24 protein-coding genes and 1 pseudogene are annotated in these 23,990 nt (G+C 73.8%); 16 read left to right on the plus strand and 9 right to left on the minus strand.

Translation table 11 applies throughout. The annotated features are described in order from the left end of the window. Positions 1-287: 287 nt before the first annotated feature. Positions 288-1,289: an O-antigen ligase family protein gene (locus IAG44_RS05025; protein ID WP_187745914.1), complete on the plus strand. Its 1,002-nt coding sequence runs from the start codon at positions 288-290 to the stop codon at positions 1,287-1,289. 65 nt (positions 1,290-1,354) lie between these two features. Here IAG44_RS05025 and IAG44_RS05030 read toward each other — a convergent pair whose 3' ends face one another. Both IAG44_RS05030 and IAG44_RS05035 read right to left on the minus strand, forming a co-directional pair. Further along, a complete protein-coding gene (locus IAG44_RS05030; RefSeq protein WP_187745915.1) occupies positions 1,355-1,909 on the minus strand; it encodes a hypothetical protein in 555 nt (184 codons plus the stop codon). Between the two features lie 96 nt (positions 1,910-2,005). Further along, complete coding sequence (locus IAG44_RS05035; protein ID WP_187745916.1) at positions 2,006-2,791, minus strand: glutamate racemase; 786 nt, start codon at positions 2,789-2,791, stop codon at positions 2,006-2,008. A 39-nt stretch (positions 2,792-2,830) separates the two neighbouring features. Between IAG44_RS05035 and IAG44_RS05040 the strand changes: the two genes are divergently transcribed. Further along, on the plus strand, positions 2,831-4,045 hold the full coding sequence (locus IAG44_RS05040) for a glycosyltransferase (RefSeq protein ID WP_187752510.1): 1,215 nt from the start codon (positions 2,831-2,833) through the stop codon (positions 4,043-4,045). A gap of 14 nt (positions 4,046-4,059) precedes the next feature. Here IAG44_RS05040 and IAG44_RS05045 read toward each other — a convergent pair whose 3' ends face one another. After that, a complete protein-coding gene (locus tag IAG44_RS05045; protein ID WP_187752511.1) occupies positions 4,060-5,199 on the minus strand; it encodes a TerD family protein in 1,140 nt (379 codons plus the stop codon). A 239-nt stretch (positions 5,200-5,438) separates the two neighbouring features. Here IAG44_RS05045 and IAG44_RS05050 point away from each other — a divergent pair, with 239 nt between their 5' ends. The 5 genes from IAG44_RS05050 (at position 5,439) to IAG44_RS05070 (ending at position 11,746) form a co-directional block, all read left to right on the plus strand. Beyond that, complete coding sequence (locus IAG44_RS05050; RefSeq protein ID WP_187745917.1) at positions 5,439-5,957, plus strand: DUF6643 family protein; 519 nt, start codon at positions 5,439-5,441, stop codon at positions 5,955-5,957. Between the two features lie 46 nt (positions 5,958-6,003). Further along, positions 6,004-6,828: an MOSC domain-containing protein gene (locus IAG44_RS05055; protein ID WP_187745918.1), complete on the plus strand. Its 825-nt coding sequence runs from the start codon at positions 6,004-6,006 to the stop codon at positions 6,826-6,828. Between the two features lie 181 nt (positions 6,829-7,009). Further along, on the plus strand, positions 7,010-7,615 hold the full coding sequence (locus IAG44_RS05060) for an Rv1733c family protein (RefSeq protein WP_187752512.1): 606 nt from the start codon (positions 7,010-7,012) through the stop codon (positions 7,613-7,615). Positions 7,616-7,736: 121 nt separating this feature from the next. Then, positions 7,737-10,184, plus strand: a complete 2,448-nt coding sequence (locus IAG44_RS05065; RefSeq protein WP_187745919.1) for a right-handed parallel beta-helix repeat-containing protein — start codon at positions 7,737-7,739, stop codon at positions 10,182-10,184. Between the two features lie 92 nt (positions 10,185-10,276). Beyond that, a complete protein-coding gene (locus IAG44_RS05070) occupies positions 10,277-11,746 on the plus strand; it encodes an alpha/beta hydrolase (RefSeq protein ID WP_425508421.1) in 1,470 nt (489 codons plus the stop codon). Here the strand turns inward: IAG44_RS05070 and IAG44_RS05075 are convergent. Continuing rightward, a complete protein-coding gene (locus IAG44_RS05075) occupies positions 11,743-13,971 on the minus strand; it encodes a hypothetical protein (RefSeq protein WP_246563715.1) in 2,229 nt (742 codons plus the stop codon). The two genes, IAG44_RS05070 and IAG44_RS05075, sit on opposite strands and share 4 nt — an antisense overlap. 429 nt (positions 13,972-14,400) lie before the next feature. Here IAG44_RS05075 and IAG44_RS05080 point away from each other — a divergent pair, with 429 nt between their 5' ends. Further along, entirely contained in the window at positions 14,401-15,228 is an 828-nt protein-coding gene (locus IAG44_RS05080; protein ID WP_187745921.1) for a DeoR/GlpR family DNA-binding transcription regulator, read from the plus strand. 58 nt (positions 15,229-15,286) lie between these two features. Beyond that, on the plus strand, positions 15,287-15,757 hold the full coding sequence (locus IAG44_RS05085) for an SRPBCC family protein (protein WP_187745922.1): 471 nt from the start codon (positions 15,287-15,289) through the stop codon (positions 15,755-15,757). Positions 15,758-15,906: 149 nt separating this feature from the next. On the opposite strand, the gene cds1 is transcribed toward IAG44_RS05085, so the two are convergent. Continuing rightward, entirely contained in the window at positions 15,907-17,037 is a 1,131-nt protein-coding gene (cds1, locus tag IAG44_RS05090; protein WP_187745923.1) for an L-cysteine desulfhydrase Cds1, read from the minus strand. Between the two features lie 254 nt (positions 17,038-17,291). On the opposite strand from cds1, the gene IAG44_RS05095 reads away from it, so the two are divergent. The 3 genes from IAG44_RS05095 (at position 17,292) to IAG44_RS05105 (ending at position 19,356) form a co-directional block, all read left to right on the plus strand. Further along, positions 17,292-17,621, plus strand: coding sequence for a hypothetical protein (locus IAG44_RS05095; protein WP_187745924.1), 330 nt, complete (start codon positions 17,292-17,294; stop codon positions 17,619-17,621). A 307-nt stretch (positions 17,622-17,928) separates the two neighbouring features. Beyond that, positions 17,929-18,453 carry an ATP-binding protein gene (locus tag IAG44_RS05100; protein WP_187745925.1) on the plus strand — a complete coding sequence of 175 codons (525 nt, stop codon included), beginning with the start codon at positions 17,929-17,931 and terminating at the stop codon, positions 18,451-18,453. Between the two features lie 114 nt (positions 18,454-18,567). Next, positions 18,568-19,356 carry an aminotransferase class IV family protein gene (locus IAG44_RS05105; RefSeq protein ID WP_223006781.1) on the plus strand — a complete coding sequence of 263 codons (789 nt, stop codon included), beginning with the start codon at positions 18,568-18,570 and terminating at the stop codon, positions 19,354-19,356. A gap of 109 nt (positions 19,357-19,465) precedes the next feature. On the opposite strand, the gene IAG44_RS05110 is transcribed toward IAG44_RS05105, so the two are convergent. Together IAG44_RS05110 and IAG44_RS05115 are read right to left on the minus strand one after the other, a co-directional pair. After that, entirely contained in the window at positions 19,466-19,669 is a 204-nt protein-coding gene (locus tag IAG44_RS05110; protein WP_187753139.1) for a hypothetical protein, read from the minus strand. Further along, positions 19,666-19,904, minus strand: a pseudogene (locus IAG44_RS05115) (SHOCT domain-containing protein). The gene IAG44_RS05110 and the pseudogene IAG44_RS05115 overlap by 4 nt, the downstream one beginning before the upstream one ends. Positions 19,905-20,082: 178 nt before the next feature. On the opposite strand from IAG44_RS05115, the gene IAG44_RS05120 reads away from it, so the two are divergent. The 3 genes from IAG44_RS05120 to IAG44_RS05130 are packed head-to-tail and all read left to right on the plus strand — an operon-like array spanning position 20,083 to position 22,197. Beyond that, positions 20,083-20,661, plus strand: coding sequence for a TetR/AcrR family transcriptional regulator (locus IAG44_RS05120; RefSeq protein ID WP_187745926.1), 579 nt, complete (start codon positions 20,083-20,085; stop codon positions 20,659-20,661). A 40-nt stretch (positions 20,662-20,701) separates the two neighbouring features. Beyond that, positions 20,702-21,289, plus strand: a complete 588-nt coding sequence (locus IAG44_RS05125; RefSeq protein ID WP_187745927.1) for a DUF4865 family protein — start codon at positions 20,702-20,704, stop codon at positions 21,287-21,289. After that, entirely contained in the window at positions 21,286-22,197 is a 912-nt protein-coding gene (locus tag IAG44_RS05130; RefSeq protein WP_187745928.1) for a phosphotriesterase family protein, read from the plus strand. Before IAG44_RS05125 ends, IAG44_RS05130 begins: the two co-directional genes overlap by 4 nt. A gap of 63 nt (positions 22,198-22,260) precedes the next feature. Here the strand turns inward: IAG44_RS05130 and IAG44_RS05135 are convergent, their stop codons facing one another. After that, on the minus strand, positions 22,261-23,142 hold the full coding sequence (locus IAG44_RS05135; RefSeq protein ID WP_187745929.1) for an NAD(P)-dependent oxidoreductase: 882 nt from the start codon (positions 23,140-23,142) through the stop codon (positions 22,261-22,263). After that, entirely contained in the window at positions 23,139-23,270 is a 132-nt protein-coding gene (locus IAG44_RS44205; RefSeq protein WP_281404275.1) for a hypothetical protein, read from the minus strand. The genes IAG44_RS05135 and IAG44_RS44205 overlap by 4 nt, the downstream gene beginning before the upstream one ends. 112 nt (positions 23,271-23,382) lie before the next feature. Between IAG44_RS44205 and IAG44_RS05140 the strand changes: the two genes are divergently transcribed. Continuing rightward, positions 23,383-23,970, plus strand: coding sequence for a TetR/AcrR family transcriptional regulator (locus tag IAG44_RS05140; RefSeq protein ID WP_187745930.1), 588 nt, complete (start codon positions 23,383-23,385; stop codon positions 23,968-23,970). Positions 23,971-23,990 lie beyond the last annotated feature (20 nt).

Here is a 23,990-nt window from a genome sequence, read left to right on the forward strand (position 1 = left end):
GCCTCACAGGTTCTTCACAGGCCCCGCGCGGGACGCTCCCCTGTCCGCCTCGCGCGCGTGCGCCTCTCCCCGTCCGCCCGCATCCTCCGCCTGCACAACTCATCCACAAACCCCCGCCCACCCGTTACGGTGTGCCCAGCCCTGGTGAGCGGCCGGTGAGGCGCGCGGCTGGGGCGGAGACGGTCGGGGGACCGGGTTCGGGGGGCTGGGTGGGATCAGCGGGGCATGCGTCCGTGGGCGGCGACGGCACGGACGGCGACAGACGAAACGTTTCCGACGCGCTCGGCATGACCGTGCTCGCGGCGTGTGCCGCGTGGGCGCTGGTCTCGGCGGGCGCCCACGACGGGCGCGCGGAGGGCACGCTGCTCGCGGTGCTGGCGGTCGCCGCCGGGTACGCGGCGGGCCGGATGTCCGGGGCGCTGCTTCCGGTGGCCGCGCCCTGCGTAGCGGCCCTCGCGGGGCTGGCACTGACCGTGGCGGCGCCGGAGCTGTCCCCGGGCCCGGAGAGCGCGGCCCCGCTGGGCCGTGCGGGCGCCGAGGCGGCCGTCCTGACGCTCGCGGCGGGCTCGGCGTGCTGCGCGGCCTGGGCGACTCCCGTAGCGGCGCTACGGCTCGCCCTGCGCCTCGGGACGGCGGCCCTGGCGGTGACCGGCGCCGCCCTGGGCTCGGTCGCGGCGGTGGTGACGTGCTGCGCGGTCCTGCTGGCCTCGGTGGCGGCCGGGCGCGCGCGCCGGGGTACGGGGGTCGCGGGCCTGGCCGTGTCGACCGCGCTGCTGACGGGGCTGGTGTGGGCCATCGCCGCGGGCGCTCCGCGCGGGGGTCTCGGCGACGCCCTCGCCGGACAGCTCACGCCCCGCCGGATCGCGCTGTGGCGCGAGGCGCTGCACCTGGCCGAGACGCATCCGGTGCTCGGCGCGGGCCCCGGCAGCTTCGCCGAGCTGAGCCCGACGTCCGCCCAGTCGCCCCTCTCGGACGGCCTCCCGCACTCCGCGCCGCTCCAGCTGGCCGCCGAACAGGGCATCGTGGGCGTCGTCCTCCTGGCGGCCGCGTTCGGCTGGCTCCTGCACGCCCTGTGGCGCTCCCCGCGCCCCACCCCGGTCGCCCTCACGGCGGGCGCCGCCCTGACCGCCCTCGCGGCCCTGGCGCTCGTGGGCAACGTCCTGAGCTTCACGACCGTCTCGGCCGGCGCGGGCCTCCTCGCGGGCATCGCGACGGCCCGCCCGCTGCCGCAGGAGGCACGGGATCCGGACGGGGCGGTGCGGACGTACGAGGAGGACGTGGCGGGGTGACACCCGCGCGCACGCGTGGACTCAAGGGCACGCGCATGGTCAGGCGGACGTCGCGCGCGTGCGCGTCAGTGCGCCGTCCCTGGCGCCCCGGGCGTCGTCGGCCGCAGCCGGTCCCGGATGACCCGTACGGCCGCCTCCGCGTCGTCCACGGTGATCGTGAACGTGTGTCCGTCCCACAGCCGCAGCACGACGCCCTCGCCCCGGCGGACGACGACGGCGGTGCCCCGCTCGGGGCGCCAGCGGTAGCCCCAGCCGCCCCAGTGGCGGGGGGTGACGTGGGGGTCGAAGTCGGCGTCGGCGACCTGCGCGAGGGGGATGCGGCGGCGCGGCAGCCCCATGTGCCCGCACCGCACTTCGAGGGCGTCCCGGTCGACCTTGAGGGCGACGTGGAGGAACGCGAGGGTGCCGAAGAGGACGAGCAGCCCGGCGGCGATGCAGCCCACGACGGACATGGCGAGGGACACGACGCCGGACGTCCAGGCGGAGTCGACGGCCAGTTCGATGCCGAGGGCGAGGCAGGCGGCGCCGGCGAGCGCGGGCAGCCACTGGAACCGGTTGGTGGCCCGTCCGGTCCACACGTCCGGATGCGGGGTCTTCTCGTCGCGGGGGTGGTCCCTCATGCCTACGAGGTTACTCAGGTTTCCCGCCGCGGGGAGTCCGTCGCGAGGAGTGACTGGTCCGGGCGGGGGTCATCGGGCGCCCGCGCGGGACAACCGTCAGGACGCGACGGTGGCCATCGGCAGCGCGCGCCCCTCGGCGTACGCGAGCGCGGCGTCCGGCAGGACTCCCTCGCGCCCGTTGAGGAGCACCGTGAGCCCGCCGGTGGCCGGCGCGTCGGGCGCGGGCGCGGCGCCGATGCGGCGCAGTGCCTGGGCGGCGACGGCGTCGGCGGAGGCGTGCAGGACGATCGGGGGCCGGCCGGGGCGCTGGAGGGCCGCGCGGATGCGTTCGGCGAGGAGTTCGTAGTGGGTGCAGCCCAGGACGAGGGTCGTGACGTCGTCCGGCGTGAGCGCGACGGCGGCGGTGATGGCGGCGTCGATCGCTGCTTCGTCGGCGTGCTCGACGGCTTCCGCGAGGCCCCAGCAGGGCACCTCGGCGACGCTCACGCCGCCCGCGAAGTCGCGGATGAGGCCGCGCTGGTAGGCGCTGCCGGTGGTGGCGGGCGTGGCCCAGATGGCGACGGGGGCGCCGAGGGCGGCGGCGGGCTTGATCGCGGGGACGGTGCCGACGACGGGGATGCCGGGCTCCAGGCGGGCGCGCAGGGCGGGCAGGGAGTTCACGGTGGCGGTGTTGCAGCCGACGATCAGCGCGTCCGGCGCGTGCTGCGCGGCGGCCTCGGCGACGTCCAGGGCGCGCGCGGTGACGTCCTCGGGGGTGCGCGGGCCCCAGGGCATGCCCTCGGGGTCGAAGGAGAGCACGAGATCGGCGTCGGGCCGCAGTCGCCGTACCGCCGCGGTGGCCGCCAGCAGGCCGATTCCTGAGTCCATGAGCGCGATCTTCACCCGGCCACGATAGACGATGGCCCGGTGGCGGCCCCTGGTGTGGGGCACACTGCGCGGGTGAGCGCCGTCGTGTGGATCGCTGCCCTGTCCCTCGTCTCCTGGCTGTGGCTGCTGCTGTGCCAGGGCTTCTTCTGGCGCACGGACGTGCGCCTGCCGCCCGCCCCGCGGGATCCCGTCGACTGGCCGGACGTCTGTGTCGTCGTCCCCGCGCGCGACGAGGCCGCCGTGCTGCCCGAGAGCCTGCCCTCGCTCCTGGCGCAGGAGTATCCGGGGCGCGCGGAGGTCTTCTTGGTCGACGACGGCAGCACGGACGGCACCGGGGACCTCGCGCGCGCGTTGGCGGGGCGGCTGGGCGGGCTGCCGCTGACGGTCGCCTCGCCGGGTGAGCCGCCCGCCGGGTGGACGGGGAAGCTGTGGGCCGTGCGGCACGGCATCGCGCTGGCGGGTGCGCGGGAGCCGGAGTTCCTGCTGCTGACGGATGCCGACATCGCGCACGCGCCGGACAGTCTGCGTCGCCTGGTGGCGTCCGCGCGGGCGGGCGGCTACGACCTGGTGTCGCAGATGGCGCGCCTGCGCGTGGAGAGCCTGTGGGAGCGGCTGGTGGTGCCGGCGTTCGTGTACTTCTTCGCGCAGCTCTACCCGTTCCGCCGGATCGGCCGCAGGGGCGCGCGTACGGCCGCGGCGGCGGGCGGCTGCGTCCTGCTGCGTACGGAGGCGGCGCGCGGGGCGCGGATCCCGGACGCGATCCGGCAGGCGGTGATCGACGACGTCGCGCTCGCGCGGGCCGTCAAGGGCGCCGGCGGGCACATCTGGCTGGGCCTCGCGGAGCACGTCGACAGCGTGCGCCCGTACCCGCGCCTGCACGACCTGTGGCGCATGGTCGCGCGCAGCGCCTACGCCCAGCTGCGGCACAGCCCGCTGCTGCTCGCCGGGACGGTGATGGGGCTCGCGCTGGTGTACCTGGTGCCGCCGCTCGCGCTGGTCGCGGGGATCGCCCTGGGCAGCGTCCCGGTGGGCGTCCTGGGCGCGGGCGCGTGGGCGGTGATGACGGCGACGTACGCCCCGATGCTGCGCTACTACCGCCTGCCGCTGTGGACGGCTCCCCTGCTGCCGTTCACGGCGTTCCTGTACCTGCTGATGACGGTGGACTCGGCGGTGCGGCACTACCGGGGGCGGGGGGCGGCGTGGAAGGGGCGGACGTACGCGCGCCCGCAGGCCGTTCCCGGCGAAGAGGAACCTCTGTGTGAAAAATAAATAAGGGCTGTTTCCTATTTCCGGCCCGGGGTCCAGTTCATGCCCCAGCCATAAGCCCGGTCGACGGTCCGCTGCGGGCTCACCCCGCGCTCCGGGACGAGATACCGCGCCTCCCTGCGGACGACGAGTTCGCCCCCGGTGTTCGTGATGAGCGCGAGCGCGCACACGGTCGAGGGGACGGTGCACTCGTCGAGCGAGAAGTCGACCGGGGCGCCCCGCTGCGGCCGCAGCGTCACCGTGGCGTGCAGACCGGCGAAGGAGCGCGCGCCCGCGTAGACGGTCACGAAGACGAGGACGCGCCTGAGGTCGGTGGCGTGGTCCAGGTTGACGGTGAGGTTCTCGCCGGCTGTCAGCGCGCCCGTGCGGTCGTCGCCGTCGAGGTGGATGTACGGGGGCCGCGCCAGCGAGCCGAAGGCGTTGCCGAGCGCCTGGACGACGCCTTTGCGGCCGTCGGCGAGTTCGTACAGGGCGCACAGGTCGAGGTCGAGGCCCGCCTGCGAAGTGCCGGGCGGTGTCTGCCAGTTGAGGTTGACGTGCAGGGTGCCCGAGGTGGCGCCCTGTTTGGTGAGCGAGACGGCGGGGGCGGCCTTGGTGAGTGTGACCTTGGTGAGCTGTACGGGAGGCGCGGTGCGCTGGGGTTCGTCGACGGTGATGCCGTAGTCCGTCGCCAGGCCCTCCAGGCCGCTGTCGTAGCCCTGGCCGACCGCGCGGAACTTCCAGGCGCCCTGGCGCCGGTAGAGCTCGCCCAGGACGAAGGCGGTCTCGACACTCGCCCCGCTGCTCTCGAAGCGGGCGACGACGGTGCCTCGGGCGGCGTCGCGGACCTCGACGTACAGTCCGGGCACGCTCCCGAAGGAGCCGCCGTCGGCGGAGGCGGCGAGCAGGACGGTCTCGACCTCGGGCTCCACGCGCGCGAGGTCGACGAGAAGGGTCTCGGTGACGATCCCTCCGGACGTCTTCTTGCCCTCGTGCCGGACGGTTCCCGACGCGTGCGCGGGCTGGTTGTAGAAGACGAAGTCGTCGTCGGAGCGGACCTTTCCGCCGACCAGGAGCAGGGCGGAGGCGTCGACGTCCGGGACGCCCGGTCCGAGGCGGCGTCCGCACTCGATGCGCAGTGCCGTCGCGGGCACCGGCACGTTCGCCCCCTTGGGCATCGACGGCGTAGACGGCATCGGCATCGTGTCCCTTTCAACTCCCGCCGGGAGTACGAGAACACGTGCGTTCGGCCCCCGGAAACCCTGCTGGAACCTGCTCTTTACACAATTCCAACCAGCATTGTCGCCCCTTTTTCCCATGTTCGCTCGTATTGGGGATACGAGGCCACAACCGGCGCGGAAAACAACCCCCATACCCGTCTCCCCAACCGGCGCATCGTGGGCTTACCTTATGTGCCATGACCTCCCCCCGCTCCACCTATGGTGGCGGCTACTACTCGTCCGCCCCTTTCCCGGACACCCCGATCTACGACTCCCTCGTGGCCGAGCGGGGCACCCCGCAGATCGCCCCGATCCGGGTCCCGGCCGCCTACGACGTGCCGAGCGTGCCGAGTATGCCGAGCGGCAACCTGCCCGCGCTGCCGTCGGCGCTGCCCGCCCTCCCGGCGGGCCCCTCCCAGGCCGCCTACGGCTACCCGCAGGCCCAGCAGCCCGCGCCGCTCCAGCAGGCGCCCGCCGCGTACGTGCCGCCGCAGGGCGGCATGCCGCGCGCGTACCCGGCCGCGCAGGCGCCGATGCAGCCCCAGCCGGGACCGATGGGCGGCGGGACGATGGGCGGCGCCATGGGGACGATGGGCGGCATGAACCCCATGGCCGGCGCCACCGGCTACGAGGCGATGCGCCCGGCGGCGCCGCGCCCGAACCCGGCGCCCTACCAGGACCCGTACAACAACCAGCAGCAGTACCGCGGTTACTGAGCCGCGTCCCCGGGAGCGGTCCGTGCCGCCTGGCAGGATTGCCCCCATGGGGAATGCGCGGCTGCTGTCGATCCATGTCCATCCGGTGAAGGCGTTCCGGGGGGTGAGCCCCCGGGAGGCCGTCGTGGAGCCCTGGGGGCCGGTCGGGGACCGGCGCTGGGCGGTGGTCGACAGCGGGGGGAAGGTCGTCACACAGCGGCAGCAGCCGCGTCTCGCCCTGGCCGCCGCCGAGCCCTTGCCCGGCGGCGGCGTCCGGCTGTCCGCGCCCGGTCTCGCGCCGCTGGAGGTCGCGGTGCCCGAGCCGGTGGAGACGGTCGTCGTGGAGATCTTCCGCGACAAGGTGGAGGGGGTCCCCGCCGGTCCCGCCGCCGACGCCTGGTGCAGCGCCCTCCTCGGCGCGCACGCGCGTCTGGTGCACATGGACGACCCGGCGACCCGCCGTCCGGTCGACCCCGCGTACGCGCTGCCCGGCGAGACGGTCGCCTTCACCGACGGCTACCCCCTGCTCGCCACGGCGACGGCCTCCCTGGACGCCCTCAACTCCCTCATCGCGCGCGGGGAGCACGCCGCGGAGGGACCGCTGCCGATGAACCGCTTCCGGCCCAACGTGGTGGTGGACGGCACCGAGGCGTGGGCGGAGGACGGCTGGTCGCGCCTGACGGTCGGCGAGGTCGCGTTCCGGGCGGCGAAGAAGTGCGGCCGGTGCGTGGTGACCACGACCGACCAGACCACCGCCGCGCGTGGGCGGGAGCCCCTGCACACCCTCGGCCGGTACCGCCGCATCGACGGCAGGCTGATCTTCGGCCAGAACCTGGTGCCGCTCACCCGCGGCGTGATCCGGGTCGGCGACCCGGTGCGGATCCTGGACTGACAGCGCCCCGGGATTTCCTCCCGCGTCCCGGGAACCAGCGGCCCGACCTCGGGCGTTGACGCTTCGTGAGAAGTTCATGAGAGACCCCGGGAGCGGGTGATTTCGCTCTCTCTTCGACCGGGATCGAGGATGAACGGCCGCCTGGAGGGTTATCACGGAGCGGGAAGGGGGTGCGGTGGCGGTGCGAGCGATCGGCGGACTCTGGCGCTGGCGGCACAACCCGGTGCGCCGTACGACGGACCTGGTCGAGGCGTGGGTGGCGGCCGGCGCCCTGCTGCTGGTCCTGGTCGTCGCGCCGGTGGCCGGAACGGTCGTCGGCTCCTTCGTGCAGGACGCCCTCCTGAGGTCGGTGCGCGACCAGCAGTCCACCCGCTTCGAGATCACGGCGACGGTCGTCAAGGAGCTCAAGGCGAACGCGTTCGTGACGGATCCGGACGCGGTCTCCGGCCGGGACGCCCGCAGCCGCGTCGAGGCCGACTGGACCGCCCCGGACGGCAGCGCGCACCACGGCCCGGTGACGGCCGCCCTGGACACCCCGCACCCGGGCGACCGGTTCGCCCTGTGGACCGACGGCGAGGGCCGCCCGATGAGCCGCCCGCTCGACGCCGCGACGGCGAACACCCACGCCGTGCTGGCCGGCGTCGGCGCCGCCCTGTGCGCGGCGGGGCTCGTGGAGGGCGCGCGGCGGACGATCGTGTGGTCCATGGTCCGGCGCCGCTACGCCCGCTGGGACCAGGCGTGGGACCGTGCGGGCCCCGACTGGGGCCGTACCGGCACCGGCAGTTGACGGCGTGGCGGCGGGCGCCTCGCCGGTGGTCAACTCACCACCCGCGCGCACGCTACGGTGGACCAGCCGACCTTCATTCGGCATCGACCCGCGTATCACGAGGTGGGGGCACAGCATCGTCATGGCACAGGGCACGGTCCAGGTGACGCACACCGGCACATCGCGGTGGCGGCGCCGCACGGGTGAGTACGCGTCGCTCGCCGCCGCCCTGGAGGCCGCGGCCGACGGGGACGTCCTCACCGTCGCGCCCGGCACCTACCGGGAGAACCTCGTCGTCGAGCGGGCGGTGACCCTGCGCGGCCCCGAGGGCGCCCCGGGCTCGGTGCGGATCGCCCCCGTCGACGGGGTGCCGCTGACCGTGCGCGCCTCCGCCGTCGTCCAGGACCTCCACGTCGAGGGCCAGGACGCGGCGGCGCCCGCGCTGCTCGTCGAGGAGGGCACGCCGGAGCTGCTGGACGTGCGGGTCGTGACGCGGTCAGCGGCCGGTATCGAGGTGCGCGGCGGGTCGCGGCCGACGGTGCGGCGGTGCACGGTCGACAACCCGGCGGGCATCGGGATCGCCGTCCTGGACGGCGGCGGCGGGGTGTTCGAGGAGTGCGAGGTGATGGCCGCCGGGCAGGCGGGCGTCGCCGTGCGCGGGGGCGCGCACCCGCGCCTGGAGCGCACGCGCGTGCACCACGCGTCCGGCACAGGTGTCAGCGTGACGGGCGACAACTCGGCGCTGGAGGCGGTGGGCTGCGAGATCTACGAGGTGCGCGGCAGCGGCGTCCAGATCACCGGGCGGGCCACCGCCCACTTCACCGACTGCGACGTCCACCGCACGACCGCCGACGGCGTCACCCTCGACACGGACGCGGTGCTCACGCTCGCGGACTGCCGTATCCACGACATCCCGGAGAACGCCGTGGACCTGCGCTCGCGCAGCGTCCTGACGCTGACGCGCACGTCAGTGCGGCAGTTCGGGCGCAACGGCCTGTCGGTGTGGGACCCGGGCACGCGCGTGGACGCCAACCAGTGCGAGATCTTCGACAGCACCGGCGACTACCCGGCCGTGTGGGTGAGCGACGGCGCGACGGCCGTCCTGGACTCCTGCCGCGTCCACGACGTCCCGGACGCGCTGTTCGTCCTGGACCGGGGCTCGCGCGCCGACGTCGTCGACAGTGACCTCAGCCAGGTCCGCAACACGGCCGTCTCGGTGAGCGACGGGGCGACCGCGCAGCTCGACGACTGCCGGATCCGCGAGGCCGCGACGGGCGCCTGGTTCCGCGACCACGGCAGCGGCGGGACCCTCAACAACTGCACGGTGGACTCCGTCCAGACCGGTGTGATCGTCACCAAGGGCGCCGATCCGACGGTCGAGCGGTGCACCGTGGACTCGCCCGCCGAGGCCGGGTTCTACGTGTCGGCGGGCGGGCGGGGCTCCTTCGTCGGCTGCCGGGTCACGGGCAGCGGGGGCTACGGCTTCCACGTGATAGACGGCAGCCGCACGACCCTGCGCAAGTGCCGCACGGAGCGGTGCGCGCGCGGCGGCTACGAGTTCGCGGAGGCGCCGGACGCCGCGCCCGGTTCGGGGCCGCTGGTCGAGGACTGCACGAGCGACGAGAGCGGCGGCGTCCGCACGCCCGCCGCCCCGGCGCTCGCGCCGCGCGAGACGGCCGTGCAGACCGTCACGCACTCCCCCGGGCTGCTGGGCACGATCCCGGACCAGCGGCCCGTCGCCGCGCCGGAGCCGTCGGTGTCCGAGCGGACGATGGAGATCAAGGCGCCGAAGGACGTGCTGGCCGAACTCGACGCGCTGGTGGGCCTGGACAGCGTCAAGCGCGAGGTGCGGGCGCTGATCGACATGATCGAGGTCGGCCGGCGCCGGCAGCGCGCGGGCCTCAAGGCGGCGTCCGTGAAACGCCACTTGGTGTTCACAGGCTCCCCCGGCACCGGCAAGACGACGGTGGCGCGCCTGTACGGCGAGATCCTGGCGTCCCTGGACGTCCTGGAGAAGGGCCACCTGGTCGAGGTGTCGCGCGTCGACCTGGTCGGCGAGCACATCGGGTCGACGGCGATCCGCACCCAGGAGGCGTTCGAACGGGCGCGCGGCGGCGTGCTGTTCATCGACGAGGCGTACGCGCTGTCGCCGGAGGACGCGGGCCGCGACTTCGGCAAGGAGGCCATCGACACGCTGGTGAAGCTGATGGAGGACCACCGCGACGCGGTCGTGGTGATCGTCGCCGGCTACACCGCCGAGATGGAGCGCTTCCTGGCCGTCAACCCCGGTGTGGCGTCCCGTTTCTCACGGACCATCACCTTCGGCGACTACGGCCCCGAGGAGCTGCTGCGGATCGTGCGGCAGCAGGCGGACGACCACGAGTACCGGCTCGCGGGCGGCGCCCCGGAGGCGCTGCTGAAGTACTTCGCGGAGATCCCGAAGGGCCCCGCGTTCGGCAACGGCCGTACCGCGCGCCAGACGTTCGAGGCGATGGTGGAGCGGCACGCGAGCCGGGTCGCGCAGGTCGTGGAGCCCAGCACGGACGAGCTGACCCTGCTGTACGCGGTGGACCTCCCCGAACTCCCCTGACGGGCACGGCAGTTCATACGGGGGACAGCCCCACCCCAAGCATGCCGCCCGCCGGATGGTGACGCGTCCGGCGGGCGGACAGCATGATCGGCATGACGACTTCACGCGTTCTCGCCCTCATGCTCACGGCCGCCGCGACCGCCCTCACCCTGACCGGCAACCCGTCCTCGGCGGCGACCGCCGCGCCCCCGGGCCTCGACTGGCGCCCGTGCGGCGTCGCCGGCCAGGAGTGCGCCGACCTCCCCGTCCCCCTCTCCCACGACGACCCGGACGGCCCCCAAATCACCCTCGCCGTCTCCCGGTTGGCCAGCGACCGCCCCGAGGCCCGGCGCGGCACCCTCCTGGTCGTCCCGGGCGGTCCGGGAGGCTCCGGCATCCGCCGCCTGTCCCAGCAAGGCCCGGCCCTGCAACGGGAGTTGGGCGGCAGCTACGACCTCGTCAGCTTCGACCCGCGCGGCGTGGGCGCCAGTTCACGGACGAGCTGCCGACTGCCCGAAGCGGACCGGCACTTGGTGACCCTGCGGTCGTGGCCCGCGCCGGACGGCGGTATCGCGCAGAACGTCGAGAGGTCCCGGCGCACCGCCGACTCCTGTGCCGAGCACGGCGGTCCGCTGCTGCGCAGCCTGTCCACGGCGACCGAGGTCCAGGACATCGAACGGCTGCGGCAGGCGCTCGGCGAGCAGAAGCTGTCGGCGTACGGGGTGTCGTACGGGACGTACGTGGGAGCCGTCTACGCGCAGAAGTACCCGGCGCGCACGGACCGTTGGGTGCTGGACAGCAACGACGACCCCAACCCCCGCCGGGTCGCCCGGGGTTGGCTCGCGTACATGGCGCGCGGCGCCGAGGACCGCTTCCCCGACTTCGCGGCCTGGGCCGCCGACCCGGCGCGCGGAGACCTGCGCCTGGCCGAACACCCGGGCGACGTACGGGAGTTGTTCCTGTCGCTCGCCGCCTCACTGGACCGGCAGCCGCGCGAGACGACCACTCCGGGCGTGCCGCTCACCGGGAACCGGCTGCGCCAGGCGATGCAGACCACCCTCTACAGTGACGCCTCCTTCCCCCAACTCGCCCTGCTGATACGGCAGGTGACGGACCCGGCGGCCACCCCCGTGCTGCCCCCGGACGTCGCGGGCCCGCTGTCCGACGAGGACGCCGCCGTCACCATGGCGGTCGTGTGCAACGACGTCCGCTGGCCGCACTCGGTGCCCGCGTACCAGAGTTCGATCACCGCGAACCGGGCCCGGTATCCGCTGACGGCCGGGATGCCGGCGAACATCACGCCGTGCTCGTTCTGGAAGGACGCGCCCGCCGCGAAGCCCGTCCGGATCACCGGCGACGGCCCGTCCAACGTGCTGATGATCCAGCTCCGCCGCGACCCGGCCACCCCGTACGCGGGCGCGCTGGAACTGCGCGCGGCGCTCGGCGGCCGGGCCCGGATGGTCACCGTCGAGCGCGGCGGCCACGGCGCCTACCTGAACGCCGGGAACGCCTGCGGGGACCGCCTGGTGACCCGGTTCCTGGTGACCGGCGAGCGGCCCGCGCGGGACGTCGTCTGCGGTTAGGGCGCCTGGGCCTCGTTCGGCACGCAGGCTGGGTCGGCCTGGCCCGGTACGCGGGCGCCGAGGCCGAGGCGGGCCAGGAGGTCGGCGCGCTCGCGCGCGAAGCGGGGGTCGGCCTGGTAGTCGGAGTGGCCCAGCAGGGGCGCGGGCAGCGGGTGGAGGGTCGTGCGGCCGTACTCCAGCGGGTCCGCGAAGGGCACGCAGTCGACGTCCGGGAGGCGGACCGGGCCGCCTATGGGGTCAGTGAGGCGGTACAGGTTGCGCCAGCGGTCGACGTCCTCGTGCAGGGCCTTGAGGGCGTCGGGGCCGAAGTGGGCGGGGAACCAGCGGCCGTACAGGCGCTCGATCGGCGAGCCGTAGGTGAGCAGGGCGACGCGCCCCCGGTCGGCGGGCTCCAGCTGCCAGGCGGCGGCAGCGGCGAGGACGCTGCCCTGGGAGTGCCCGGAGATGACCAGCCGGCCGCCCGTCGCGCGCGTCCAGGTCGTCATCCGCCAGGTCAGGTCCGGGACGGCCCGCTCGGCGTAGCAGGGCGGCGCGAAGGGGTGCGCCGCGCGCGGCCAGAACGTGCCGACGTCCCACAGGATGCCGATCGTCCGGCGTGCGTGCGGGTCCTTGTACGCGCGCCGGCCCCAGGTGACGAACATCAGGAACGCGAACCCGATCAGCCACGACCCGAGCGCCTGCCCCACGCGCGCCGCGCCCTCGACGAACGCGTAGGTCCCCTCGGCCGCCCCCACCGGGGTCTTCCCGCTCACCAGCGCCCCGACGACGGCCGCCGTGCCCAGCAGCAGCGTCGCCCCGGAGGTGACGCCGACCAGGAGCGGCGCCCGGTCGGTGAGCGCGGCCATCGCGCGGGCGCGTGCGATCGCGCGCGTACGCCCCGGATCGCCGCGCTCGACGCCGTACTCCTTCTCGACGGCGCTCTCCTGGGCCTTCGCCCGGCTCAGGGCCCGCCGCCCGAGAAGCGCGCACAGGGCGAGGACGACGAACAGGACGGCCGGGATGACGGACGCCTGCCAGGTCAGCAGGACGGGCGGCCCCGGCAGCACGCCACCGGTGCCGTCCAGCCAGTCCGCGACGCGCTGGGCGACACCGCCGGACATGACGCCGCCCAGCGCGCACGCCAGCATGACGACGGCGGGCCCGCCGAGGCCCCGCAGCGCGGAGCGGTGCTCGGGGTCCCACGTGTAGAGCTTGCGGGCGACGACGGCCAGGGCGACGGCGACCGCCCCCTGGACCACCGCGATCCCGCCGAACGTGACGTCACCCGGCAGCCGTCCCGACGACGTCCATCCGGGCCGCGACCAGGCCGCGTACACCAGGCTCAGCGCCAGCACGGCGGCCGAGCCGAGCGGCAGGCGCCGCACGATGTGGCGGTCGATCTTGTGGTCCAGCCGCTCCTCGGTGCGGCCCCGCCCGCACACCACCCACACGACGCACACCGCGCCGGCGAGCAGCACGACCTCCAGGACGTGCCCCAGGACGTCCAGGAGGGCCGCTCCGCCGCGTTCGCGGTCGTGGCGGGCCGCGGCCGTGCCGACCGTCGCGGCGACCGTCAGGAGGCCCGCTGCGGTGTGCGCGGCGCGCAGCCGGGAGACCAGGCGGCGGCCGTACCAGAAGCCGGGGCGGCTGAGGGTCGTCACCGTGTCGGCGCCGTCCGTGCGGGGCAGCGGCTCCTGCGACTCGTACGCGCGCCAGGTGCGGTGCGAGAGGTACCACAGCAGGGCGACGAGGGCGGTCGGGACGAGCGCCGCGAGGGCGAGGCGGCGGCCGGGGACGCCCCACCAGCCGCCGTCCAGGAACGCCAGCCAGGTGTGGCGCTCCACGCACGCGTGCGTGCCCGCGCACTGCCAGGCGGTGAGGTCGAGGGCGACCTCGCAGGCGGCGGCGACCAGGAGGACCGTCAGGGAGAGCGCGGCGAGCCGCACCAGGAGGCCGTACAGGCGGACCGCGCGCGTGCCCGCGCGGGCGGCGGGGCGCATCCAGTGCGCCAGGTTGACGACCATGAACGGCAGCAGCAACAGCCACAGCGCGCGAGTGCCGTTGCCGGAGGTCAGGTTGGACCAGACGTACGCCTCGGGGACGGGCCGGTCGGCGCGCGCGTGGGGGCGCGCGCCGGCGCCGTCCGGGTCGGCGGTGTCGCCCGCGTCGTCGACGTCGTCCGCGCGCCGGTAGACGGCCGCCGTGTCGTCGCCCGTGATCCGGACCGTGCGGGGGTCGTCGAGCATCTTCTCGGGGGTGGTTCCGCCGACGCCGTGGACGAGGAGTTCGAGGGCGGCGACCGGCTGTGCGGGCGGGCCTTGCGGCGGCGTGCCTTCGCCGGGCAGTGCCTTTTCGGATGGTGCCTTTTCGGGTGGCTCCGCGGGGCTCGGCACCCCGCCTGCGATGAGACGTTCCACTGTTCGCACTTCCCCCGCTGACGCGCCGTCGGCATCTTTCAGTCCCGAGCCAGGATGGCGCGCTGCGGGCCCTGTGCACACCTGTTGTCACGGAATCTCCCCCTTCCGTGAGGCAACCGTGACGAGCCGGTGAACAGTCGCGCGTGCGCGTGGCGTCGGCGCACGCCCGAAGCACCCGGCGACGACGCCCGCGACGTGCGAGGATGGACCGTCCCGACCCGACCGGGCGGGTTCCACGCGGGAAGGACCGGAGCGTACGTGAGCGAGAATCAGAACCTCCTCGCGGAGCAGCGCCGCGCCCTCATCCTCGACGAGGTCCGCCGGCGCGGCGGCGTCCGGGTCAACGAACTCACGCGCAGGTTCAGCGTGTCCGACATGACGATCCGCCGCGACCTCGACGCGCTCGCCCGACAGGGCGTCATCGAGAAGGTGCACGGCGGTGCCGTCCCGATCGTCGAGGCCAGCACCCACGAACCGGGCTTCGAGGCCAAGTCGGGGCTCGAACTCACCGCCAAGGAGGACATCGCGCGCGCGGCCGCCGCGCTCGTCGCCCCCGGCAGCGCGATCGCCCTCTCCGGCGGGACGACGACCTTCGCGCTCGCGCACCGCCTGGTGGACGTGCCGAACCTGACCGTCGTCACCAACTCGGTGCGCGTCGCCGACGTCTTCCACGTCGCGCAGCGCACCGCGGGGCCGCGTCAGGGCGCCTCGACCGTCGTGCTGACCGGCGGGGTGCGCACGCCCTCCGACTCGCTGGTGGGTCCCGTCGCCGACCAGGCCATCGCCGCGCTCCACTTCGACATGCTGTTCCTCGGCGTGCACGGGATATCGGCCGAGGCGGGCCTGTCGACGCCCAACCTCGCGGAGGCGGAGACCAATCGGCGCCTCGTGCACTCCGCGCGGCGGGTCGTCGTGGTCGCCGACCACACCAAGTGGGGTGTGGTGGGCCTGAGTTCGTTCGCGACGCTCGGCCAGGTCGACTCCCTGGTGACGGACTCGGGGCTGTCGTCGGCGGCGCGGGCGGAGATCTCCGAGCATCTGCGGGTCGTGGTGGCCGGGGAAGCGGTCCGGGCCCTGGACATGTGATTCTGACGTACCGTCAACTAGGGTGTGCCGCCCGGCCTTTCGCAGGAGGTGGCTGTCCGTGGAGCGTCATCTTGCCCCAGCGGGGCTCGAGTTCGCCGAGACGGCGCCTGTGCGGCTGGTGTTCGCCCGCGAGATCTCCCCGTCTCCCGAGGCCGTCTTCCACGCCCTCGCTCACGAAGTGCCGGGCTGGGCCGAGTGGTTCGGGCAGGTGAAGCGGGCGCGGGCCCTCGACGGCGGTGCGCGGCGGGAGGTCCGTCTCACGGGCGGCACACGGTTCGAGGAGACGATCCTCGCGGCCACCTCCCCCGAGGTGTACGCGTACCGGGTCGACACCACCAACGCGCCCCTGCTGCGGGCCCTCGTCGAGGAGTGGCGGTTGTTCCCCTCGGGGGGCGGGACGCGCGTGCGGTGGACGTTCGCCTGCGACGGGCCGCTCGCGCTGCGGGCGGTGCTGAAGGGGGCGCGGCCGTTGATCGGGCGGGCGTTCCGGGACGCGGTAGGGGAGTTGGAGCGGCGGCTGGTGCGGTGAGCGGGGGTAGGGGTCGCAGGGCACGGGGCTCGGAGCCGCCGGGCGCGGGGGGGGCGGGTCGCGGGGCCGGCGGGTGCGGGGCACGGGTCGCGGGGCCGGCGGGCGCGAGGTACAGGTCGCGGGCCGGCAGGCGCAGGGCTCGAGGCGGGTCAGTCCTGCCACTTGCCCGTCGTGAGCAGCGTCTCGATCGCCTCGCGGTACGGCGTGATGTCCAGCCCCTGCTGCGCGAGCCAGGCGTCGGAGTAGTACTTGTCGAGGTAGCGGTCGCCGGGGTCGCACAGCAGCGTCACGACGCTCCCCTGCCGGCCCTGCGCCACCATCTCGGCGACGATCTTCAGCGCGCTCCACAGCCCCGTCCCCGTCGACGCGCCCGCCTTGCGGCCGATCGCCTCCTCCAACGCGCGCACGGCGGCCACGCTCGCGGCGTCCGGCACCTTCATCATCCGGTCGACCGCGCCGGGCACGAAGCTGGGCTCCATCCGGGGACGCCCGATACCCTCGATCCGGGAGCCGCAGTCGCAGGTGACGTCCGGGTCGCCGGTCGTCCAGCCCTCGTAGAAACAGGAGTTCTCCGGGTCGGCGACACAGATCCGGGTGTCGTACTGCATGTAGTGCACGTACCGGGCGATCGTCGCCGAGGTGCCGCCCGTGCCGGCCGTCGCGACGATCCACGCCGGTTCCGGGAACCGCTCCAACTCCAGTTGCCGGAAGATGGATTCGGCGATGTTGTTGTTCCCGCGCCAGTCCGTCGCGCGCTCCGCGTACGTGAACTGGTCCATGTAGTGCCCGCCGGTCTGCGCCGCGAGCCGCGCGGACTCCTCGTACATCGTGCGCGGGTCGTCGACGAAGTGGCACCGCCCGCCGTGGAACTCGATCAGACGGCACTTCTCCGCGCTGGTCGTGCGCGGCATGACGGCGACGAACGGGACGCCGATCAGCTTCGCGAAGTACGCCTCCGACACGGCCGTCGAACCGCTCGACGCCTCGATGACCGGGCGGCCGGGCCGGATCCAGCCGTTGCACAGGCCGTACAGGAACAGCGAGCGGGCCAGGCGGTGCTTGAGGCTGCCCGTGGGGTGCGTCGACTCGTCCTTCAGGTAGAGGTCGATGCCCCACTCCTCGGGGAGCGGGAAACGCAGCAGATGTGTGTCGGCGGAGCGGTTCGCGTCGGCCTGCACCTTGCGGACGGCGTCCTTCAGCCATCCGCGGTACGCGTCGTCGCTGCGGTCGGTGTCCAGCGTCTCGGACTGTTGGGGGGTGGGGACCTGGGGAGTGGTCACGGCGGGGCTCCTCACACGCTCGCTCAGGCGGCCGTCGCCTCGATCATAGACACCCGTCACACGCTTCCCACCTGCATAAACACACCTTTGAGCGCCCCAAAGGAACCCTCAGGGGGCGCATTCGCGCGAGTGCTCCGGGCGAGCGCGCCGGGCCCGCCGCACACCCTGGTGCTCCACGCGCCCGCGCGGCAGACTGCACGGCACCGGGGGCGGACGGCGACGATCACGTACGGGTGGCGAGGGGGCGAAGCGGCATGACGGAGCCGGAGTTCACGGCGACGGGCGTGCGCATCGGCAGCAGACTCCGGTCGCTGACCAGGGCCGGGCAGGTCCGGGTCGGCGACGGCCGGGTGGAACTGCTCAACAGTCGCGGCGGTGAGATCGACAGCGCGCCTGCGCGGTCGGTGCGCGTCTCCCGGTCCTGGTTCGGCGCGGACGCCCGCGCCCGTGCCGAGCTCAACGGCACGCGGTACTCGCTGACTTTAGCCACGGGTGAGCCGGGGGACGGGGGCGGGGGCGGCGAGGGCCGGGCGTCGGGGGCGCGGGGGTTCGTCGAGGCTGTGCGGAGGGCGAGGGGTGGGTGAGGGGGTGGTGGGGGTGGGCATGTGGGGGTGGTGCGGTGGTACATCACATGTCACATACGGGCCGGCGGTCGGGCGTGGTGGTACATCACACATCACATGCGAGCTGGCGGACGGGTGTGGTGTGTGACATATGTTGCGCCCCCGCGCCCCCTGAGCCACCCTGAAATCACGTCACTCTGGGTTTACCGGCGATAACGCTGCGAACCAGCCCGCCGGCCACGACAGCAGCCGGCCGCTGCGCGGGACGCGCTGCCGAAACGATCCGAACTCCGTGTTCTTCCGGACCTCACGCCGGGGAGTCGCAGCCGTGATCAGCAACCCGAACAGGCAGTGCACGGTGGAGCTGCAAGCCCTGCCGGCGCGGATCGGCCAGGTCCGCAGAATCGTTACCGCGCACTTGCGCTACTGGCAGCTCGATCCGCTCATAGACCGGGCCGCGCTCGGTGTGACGGAGCTCCTGGCCAACGTCCACCGGCATGCGCGGCCGGACAAGACCTGCGTCGTCGAGATGGAACTGCTGCACGGGGCGCTGACCGTCTCGGTGCACGACGGCGATCCCCGTCTGCCGGTGATGACGCGGGCCGACGACACCGGCGACCCTGGCGACATCGACGCGCTCGCCACCTGCGGCCGAGGGCTCGCGCTGGTGGCCGCGGTGAGCGAGAGCTGGGGGGCGCGGTCGGAGGGGGAGAGCGGGAAGGTCGTGTGGTTCACGCTGTCGGTGCCGGGTGCGGTGGGGGGCGGGGGGAATGTGATGGGTGATGTACCACTGCGGGAACTCGCCGCTCCGCAGAGCGTCGCGGAGCCGCAGCGCTGGGCGGCGCGGGTCTAGGGGCCTTTGTCAGAAGGGACTTGGGCGCTTTCCAAGCCTCCGGTGCACGCCTAGGGTGGTCAGGTCCCGGACGTCGGGCCGGGGGCGGGTGAGGGAGGGGTCGTCATCGACCGGGTGGAAGTCAACGGCGTCGAGGCGGACGGCGCGGACCTGAGGCTGCTGGCCAGGACGAGTTACGCGCACTTCACCTCGATGCAGGTGCGGGGCGGCGCGGTCCGGGGGCTGGACCTGCATGTCGAGCGGCTGGACGAGAGCGCGCGTGAACTGTTCGGCAGAGGGCTGGACGCCGAGCGGGTGCGGTCGTGCCTGCGGCACGCCGTGGCCGGGGGTCCGGACGCGGTGTCGGTCCGGATCACCGTTTTCGCCCGGCGGATGGACGCCGTGTCGCGCGGGGAGGCCGTGGAGCCGGAGATCGCGGTGGCGGTCGGCGCTCCGGCCGAGGCGGAGACCGGTCCGCTGCGGCTGCGTTCGGTGGAGTACGAGCGTGATGTACCACATGTCAAACACGCCGGGACGTTCGGTCTCGTCCACCAGCGGCGGCAGGCGGCTCTCGCCGGGTACGACGACGCTCTGTTCACCGACCGGCGCGGCCGGATCTCCGAGGCGTCGGTCTGGAACGTCTGCTTCTACGACGGGGACCGGGTCGTCTGGCCCGAGGCCGCCGTGCTGCCCGGCATCACCATGCGGCTGCTGCGCCGGGGGCTGGAGGCCAAGGGCGTCCCGTGCGAGCGGCGTGAGATCCGGCTCGGCGACCTCACTCCGGCGCTGTCCGCCTTCCTCACGAACTCGATCTCGCCGGCACTGCCCGTCGCGAGCGTCGACGGCATGGACCTGACCGTCGACCCGGCGGCCACGAACCTCCTCCTGGACTGCTACGAGACCAACCCCTGGCAGCCGGTCTGAGTTCCGGCCGCGGCCTCCCGGAGAAGGCCGCGGCCGGTACGTCCACCGGGCACGGCTTCACTCCGCGTCCGCCTGGCGTGGTGTCACTCCGCGTCTGCCGGACGTGGTGTCACTCTGCGGCGACGGCCCCGAGCACGTTCAGCCGTGCCGCCCTGCGTGCCGGACGCAGCGCCGCCAGCACCCCGGCCGCGACCCCGACCGACGCCACCACCAGGAGCCTCAACCCCGGTACGGCGAAGGCGAATTCGCTGGTGTCACCGGCGCCGTACACCTTCACGGCGTCGGTGACCCGCGCGGCGGTCGTGGCCGTCATGCCGCATCACCGCCCTTGCGCCCGAAGTGCTCTTCCAGGACGGACAGGCGGCGCCAGTACTCGTCCTCGCCGATGTCGCCGGAGGCGAAGCGGCGGCCGAGGACGGCGAGGGACGCGTCACCGAGGGGGCGCGCGGTGCGGTCCACGCGTCGGGGGCCTGTCGTGCGGCCCAGAGCAGGGGGAACAGCAGGATCCAGGGGCCGGGGCCCCCGTAGCCGTTCGCAAAGGTGTTCATCGCCGGTCATCTCCTTCGGCAGCGGTCGGTTCGTCGCTGTCGAGGCTGCCGCCGGGAGGGTGTCCGGGGCGTCGCACGGTCGGTGGTACATCACATACTCCCCGGGGAGTATGTGATGTACCACGCACCACTCCCCCGGCGACCGGTCCGACCCGTCTGGCGCTCTGTACCTACTGGTATGTACAGTGCCGCCATGAGCACCCAGGAGCGTCTGATCGAGTCGACCCGTGAGCTGCTGTGGGAGCGCGGCTACGTGGGCACCAGCCCCAAGGCGATCCTGGAGCGCGCGGGCGCCGGGCAGGGCAGCATGTACCACCACTTCAAGGGCAAGCCCGACCTGGCGCTGGCCGCGATCCGGCGCACGGCCGAGGAGCTGCTGGCGAGCGCCGAGGCCGTCCTCGACTCGCCGGGCACGCCGTACGAGCGGATCGCGGCCTACCTGCGGCGCGAGCGTGACGTCCTGCGCGGCTGCCCGGTCGGCCGTCTGACGATGGACCCGGACGTCATGGCCGACCCCGACCTGCGTGCCCCCGTCGACGCGACGCTCGCCAGCATCCGCGCGCGGATCGCCGAGATCGTCGAACTCGGCAAGGAGCAGGGGCAGTTCGCGTCCACGCTGGACGCCGGGGAGATCGCGTCGGCGGTCGTCGCGACCGTCCAGGGCGGTTACGTCCTCGCCCGCGCCTCCGGTTCGCCGGACGCGTTCGACGCGGGTGTCCGGGGCCTGCTCGCCCTGCTCGCTCCCCCGCGCCGGTGACCAGCACGACCGCAGCGCCCGACCGGCCCGAGGAGCCCTCATGCACGCCATGCAGTACGAACTCACCTTCCCCGCCGACTACGACATGCGCGTCATCCACGCGCGCGTGGCCCGCGTCGGGCACCTCCTGGACGACTGGGACGGACTCGGCCTCAAGGCGTACCTCCTGCGCGAGCGCGGCACCGACGGCTCGCCCGTCAACCAGTACGCCCCGTTCTACCTGTGGGACACCACGCGGGGCATGAATCGTTTCCTCTGGTGCGGCCCGTTCCAGGGGCTGAGCGACGACTTCGGGCGGCCGGCCGTGCGGCAGTGGAGCGGTGTGGCGTACGAGGTCGGCGGCGCCGTCGGTTCTCCCGCCGCCGTCGCCGTGCGGCAGCGGGTGCCCGTGCCGCCGGACGGCGTCGTGTACGCCGACGTCATGGAGGGCGAGGCCGAGGCGGTCGGGAAGCTGGCCCAGCGGGACGGGGTGATCGCGGCCGCCGCGGGGGTGGACACCGCGCGGTGGGAGATCCTGCGGTTCTCGGTGTGGGCGCATGACGCGCCCGGCGTGGAGGGTGAGGTGTTTCGTGTGCTGCATCTGTCGACGCCGGGGTTGACGCGGCTGCCCCGGGGGCGCCAGTGGTGAGGGCCGTCCGCACAGTGGTGGGTGATGTACCACCCGACCGGCTCGGCGTCTGTGACGCCCACGACCACCTCTTCCTCAGCAGCCCGCGCCTCCCCGGCGAGGAGCTGCGCAGTGTCGGCGCCGCGCGGGCGGAGCTGGCCGCGTTCCGGGCGCTGGGCGGCGGCGCGGTGGTGCAGTGGACGCCGTACCGGATGGGCCGGCGGGCCGCCGATCTCCCGCCGCTCGCACGGGAGTCGGGGGTGCACATCGTCGCCGCGACCGGGCTGCACCAGGCTCAGCACTACGACGAGGCGATCCTCAAGGCGGTGCGCGGGCCCCGGCTCGCCGAACTCTTCGTCGCCGAACTCACCACGGGGATAGGGCTGTCGGGGGTGCGGGCCGGGTTCGTGAAGGTGGCCGGCGGGTTCCACGCGCTGGATCGGCACGCCCGCTGGACCATGACGGCCGCCGCCGAGGCCTACCACGCGACGGGCGCGCCGATCGCCGTCCATCTGGAGCTGGGGACGGGCGCGCCGGACGTGCTCGACCTGTTGTGCGGGGAGTTGGGGGTGCCGCCGGAGCGGGTGGTGCTGGGGCATCTCAACCGCGCACCCGATCTTCTGACACATCGTCATGTGGCCGCGAGTGGTTGCTACTTGGCGTTCGACGGCCCGTCCCGTGCTCATCACGCCACCGACTGGCGGATGCCGGACGCCGTACTCGCCCTCGTCGAGGCCGGGTTCGGGGACCGGTTGCTCCTCGGGGGTGATACAACGACCGCCGGTGCCAGGTCGGTGAACGGCGGGCCCGGGATGCCGTATCTGTTGCGCCGGGTGCGGGAGCGGTTGGCGGCGGTCGTCGGGGCGGAGGCGGTGGGGCGGATGGTGACGGAGAACGCGGGGCGGGCGTTCTCCGTGGAGTGGCGGTGAGGGCCGACCCTCGCTGATCCGTGCGTGGCGGGCCGGCCAACTGCCGCTCGCGGCACCGGAGTTCTAACCAGCGTCCGGCTCGAAGCTCGCGAAGTAGGCCGCCGCCATGTCCTCGTCCCCGTGTCCGGCGGCAGCCGCGCGTGCCAGTCGTTCGGCGGCGGCCTCGGCGACGTCGAGACGGACGCCGTGCGTCCGTCCCGCCTCGACGATCAGCCGGGCGTCCTTCTCGGCCGTCGTCACGCCGAACTGGGCCGGGGACAGGCGGTCTTCGAGGATGAGCGCGGACTTGGCGTGGAGGTAGCCCATGTCGAGAGGGCCGCCGGTGATGAGGGCGAAGAAGTCCCGCGGGTCGACGTCGAGCGCTTGGGCGAGGGAAAGGACCTCGCCGGTGGCGGCGGTGGCGGCCAGCACCCAACTGTTGGCGACCAGCTTGAGGCGGGTCGCTCCGCCGGGTTCCTCGCCGGTCCACACGGTGCGGGCGCCGACCGCGTCGAACACCGGGGCGACGGCGGTGCGGTGTGATGCATCACCGGCCGCCAGCACCGTGAGCTGTCCCGCCTCGGCCGGCTGCCGGGTGCCGAGGACGGGCGCGTCGAAGAACACCAGGCCGTGGTCACGGGCGAAGCCGGCGAGTTCGGCCACCGAGTCGAGCGCGACGGTGGTCGACTGCACCCACAGGGTCCCCTCCCCCAGCCCCGGTGCCGCATCACACATCACGTCCCGCACGGCGCCGCCGTCGTACAGCATCGTCACGACGGCATCCGCGCCGCGCACCGCCTCGGCGGCGGAGTCCACGACGGTGACCCCGTCGGCGGCCAGCGGTTCGGCCTTGGCGCGGCTGCGGTTCCAGGCGCGGACGGTGTGTCCCGCGCGGGCGAGGTTGCGGGCCATCGCGGCGCCCATGATGCCGGTGCCGAGGACGGTCACGGTGAGTTTCTCGGTCATGGCGTCAGCTTCCTGATGCGGTGCGGGTTGTCCTGCCCATCCTCCCTGCTCACGCCCGCCTCACGCGAATCGACGCGGCCCGCTGGCGTCACAGCGCGGACGGCGCCGTCCGTGAACTCGACGGTCACGAAGGGATGTTGGCGCTGGTGACCCTCGGCTACGGCGCCTGGTCATGGCGGCGCCGTGGAGCCTCACCGCACTTAATTGACCGGTCGTTCTTGAATGACCTAGCCTCCTCGCATGGCGAGGACAAAGGAATTCGACCCGCACGCCGCTCTCCAGGCAGCTCTGGAGCTGTTCTGGCGACGCGGTTACGAGGCCACTTCGATGGCCGACCTCGTCGAACACCTCGGTATCGCACGCGCCAGCATCTACGCGACCTTCGGCAGCAAGCACGACCTGTACCTGAAGGCCCTGGACCGCTACGGCGAGCTTCACCACCCAGTGCTGGTACGGGAGTTGTCCGCGCCGGGTCCCGCCCTGCCTGGCGTCCGGGCCGTCGTGCGTCGGTTCGCCGACGAGTCCACCGCCGAACCCGGCCGCGCGTGCGGCTGTTTCGTCGTCAACACGGCCGTCGAACTCGCCCCGCACGACCCGGCCGCCGCCCGCCGCGTCGACCTCGGCTGGGAACACCTGGAGACGCTGCTGCACGCCGCGCTCGAACGGGCCCAGGCGCAGGGTGAGTTGACGCCGGACCGCGACCCTCGCGCGCTCGCCCGGATGCTGCTGGTCTTCCTCCAGGGGCTGCGGGTGGTCGGCAAGGCGTCGACCGATCCGACGGCACGGCTGCGCGACGCGGTGGAACAGGCGCTGACGCTTCTCGACTGAGCCCCCTCGGGCGGCCCCTC

The sequence above is a fragment of the Streptomyces roseirectus genome (assembly GCF_014489635.1).
GTDB lineage: Bacteria > Actinomycetota > Actinomycetes > Streptomycetales > Streptomycetaceae > Streptomyces > Streptomyces roseirectus.

Bases quoted from the DNA above. Each gene is read 5' to 3' on its own strand.
- IAG44_RS05140 (WP_187745930.1), top strand. From the start codon at position 23,383: ATGGCGAGGACAAAGGAATTCGACCCGCACGCCGCTCTCCAGGCAGCT.
- IAG44_RS05030 (WP_187745915.1), bottom strand. From the start codon at position 1,909: ATGAGGGACCACCCCCGCGACGAGAAGACCCCGCATCCGGACGTGTGG.
- IAG44_RS05135 (WP_187745929.1), bottom strand. From the start codon at position 23,142: ATGACCGAGAAACTCACCGTGACCGTCCTCGGCACCGGCATCATGGGC.
- IAG44_RS05025 (WP_187745914.1), top strand. From the start codon at position 288: ATGACCGTGCTCGCGGCGTGTGCCGCGTGGGCGCTGGTCTCGGCGGGC.
- IAG44_RS05055 (WP_187745918.1), top strand. From the start codon at position 6,004: ATGGGGAATGCGCGGCTGCTGTCGATCCATGTCCATCCGGTGAAGGCG.
- IAG44_RS05125 (WP_187745927.1), top strand. From the start codon at position 20,702: ATGCACGCCATGCAGTACGAACTCACCTTCCCCGCCGACTACGACATG.
- IAG44_RS05050 (WP_187745917.1), top strand. From the start codon at position 5,439: ATGACCTCCCCCCGCTCCACCTATGGTGGCGGCTACTACTCGTCCGCC.
- IAG44_RS05045 (WP_187752511.1), bottom strand. From the start codon at position 5,199: ATGCCCAAGGGGGCGAACGTGCCGGTGCCCGCGACGGCACTGCGCATC.
- IAG44_RS05110 (WP_187753139.1), bottom strand. From the start codon at position 19,669: ATGACGGCCACGACCGCCGCGCGGGTCACCGACGCCGTGAAGGTGTAC.
- IAG44_RS05095 (WP_187745924.1), top strand. From the start codon at position 17,292: ATGACGGAGCCGGAGTTCACGGCGACGGGCGTGCGCATCGGCAGCAGA.
- IAG44_RS05070 (WP_425508421.1), top strand. From the start codon at position 10,277: ATGACGACTTCACGCGTTCTCGCCCTCATGCTCACGGCCGCCGCGACC.
- IAG44_RS05120 (WP_187745926.1), top strand. From the start codon at position 20,083: ATGTACAGTGCCGCCATGAGCACCCAGGAGCGTCTGATCGAGTCGACC.
- IAG44_RS05065 (WP_187745919.1), top strand. From the start codon at position 7,737: ATGGCACAGGGCACGGTCCAGGTGACGCACACCGGCACATCGCGGTGG.
- IAG44_RS05075 (WP_246563715.1), bottom strand. From the start codon at position 13,971: ATGCTCGACGACCCCCGCACGGTCCGGATCACGGGCGACGACACGGCG.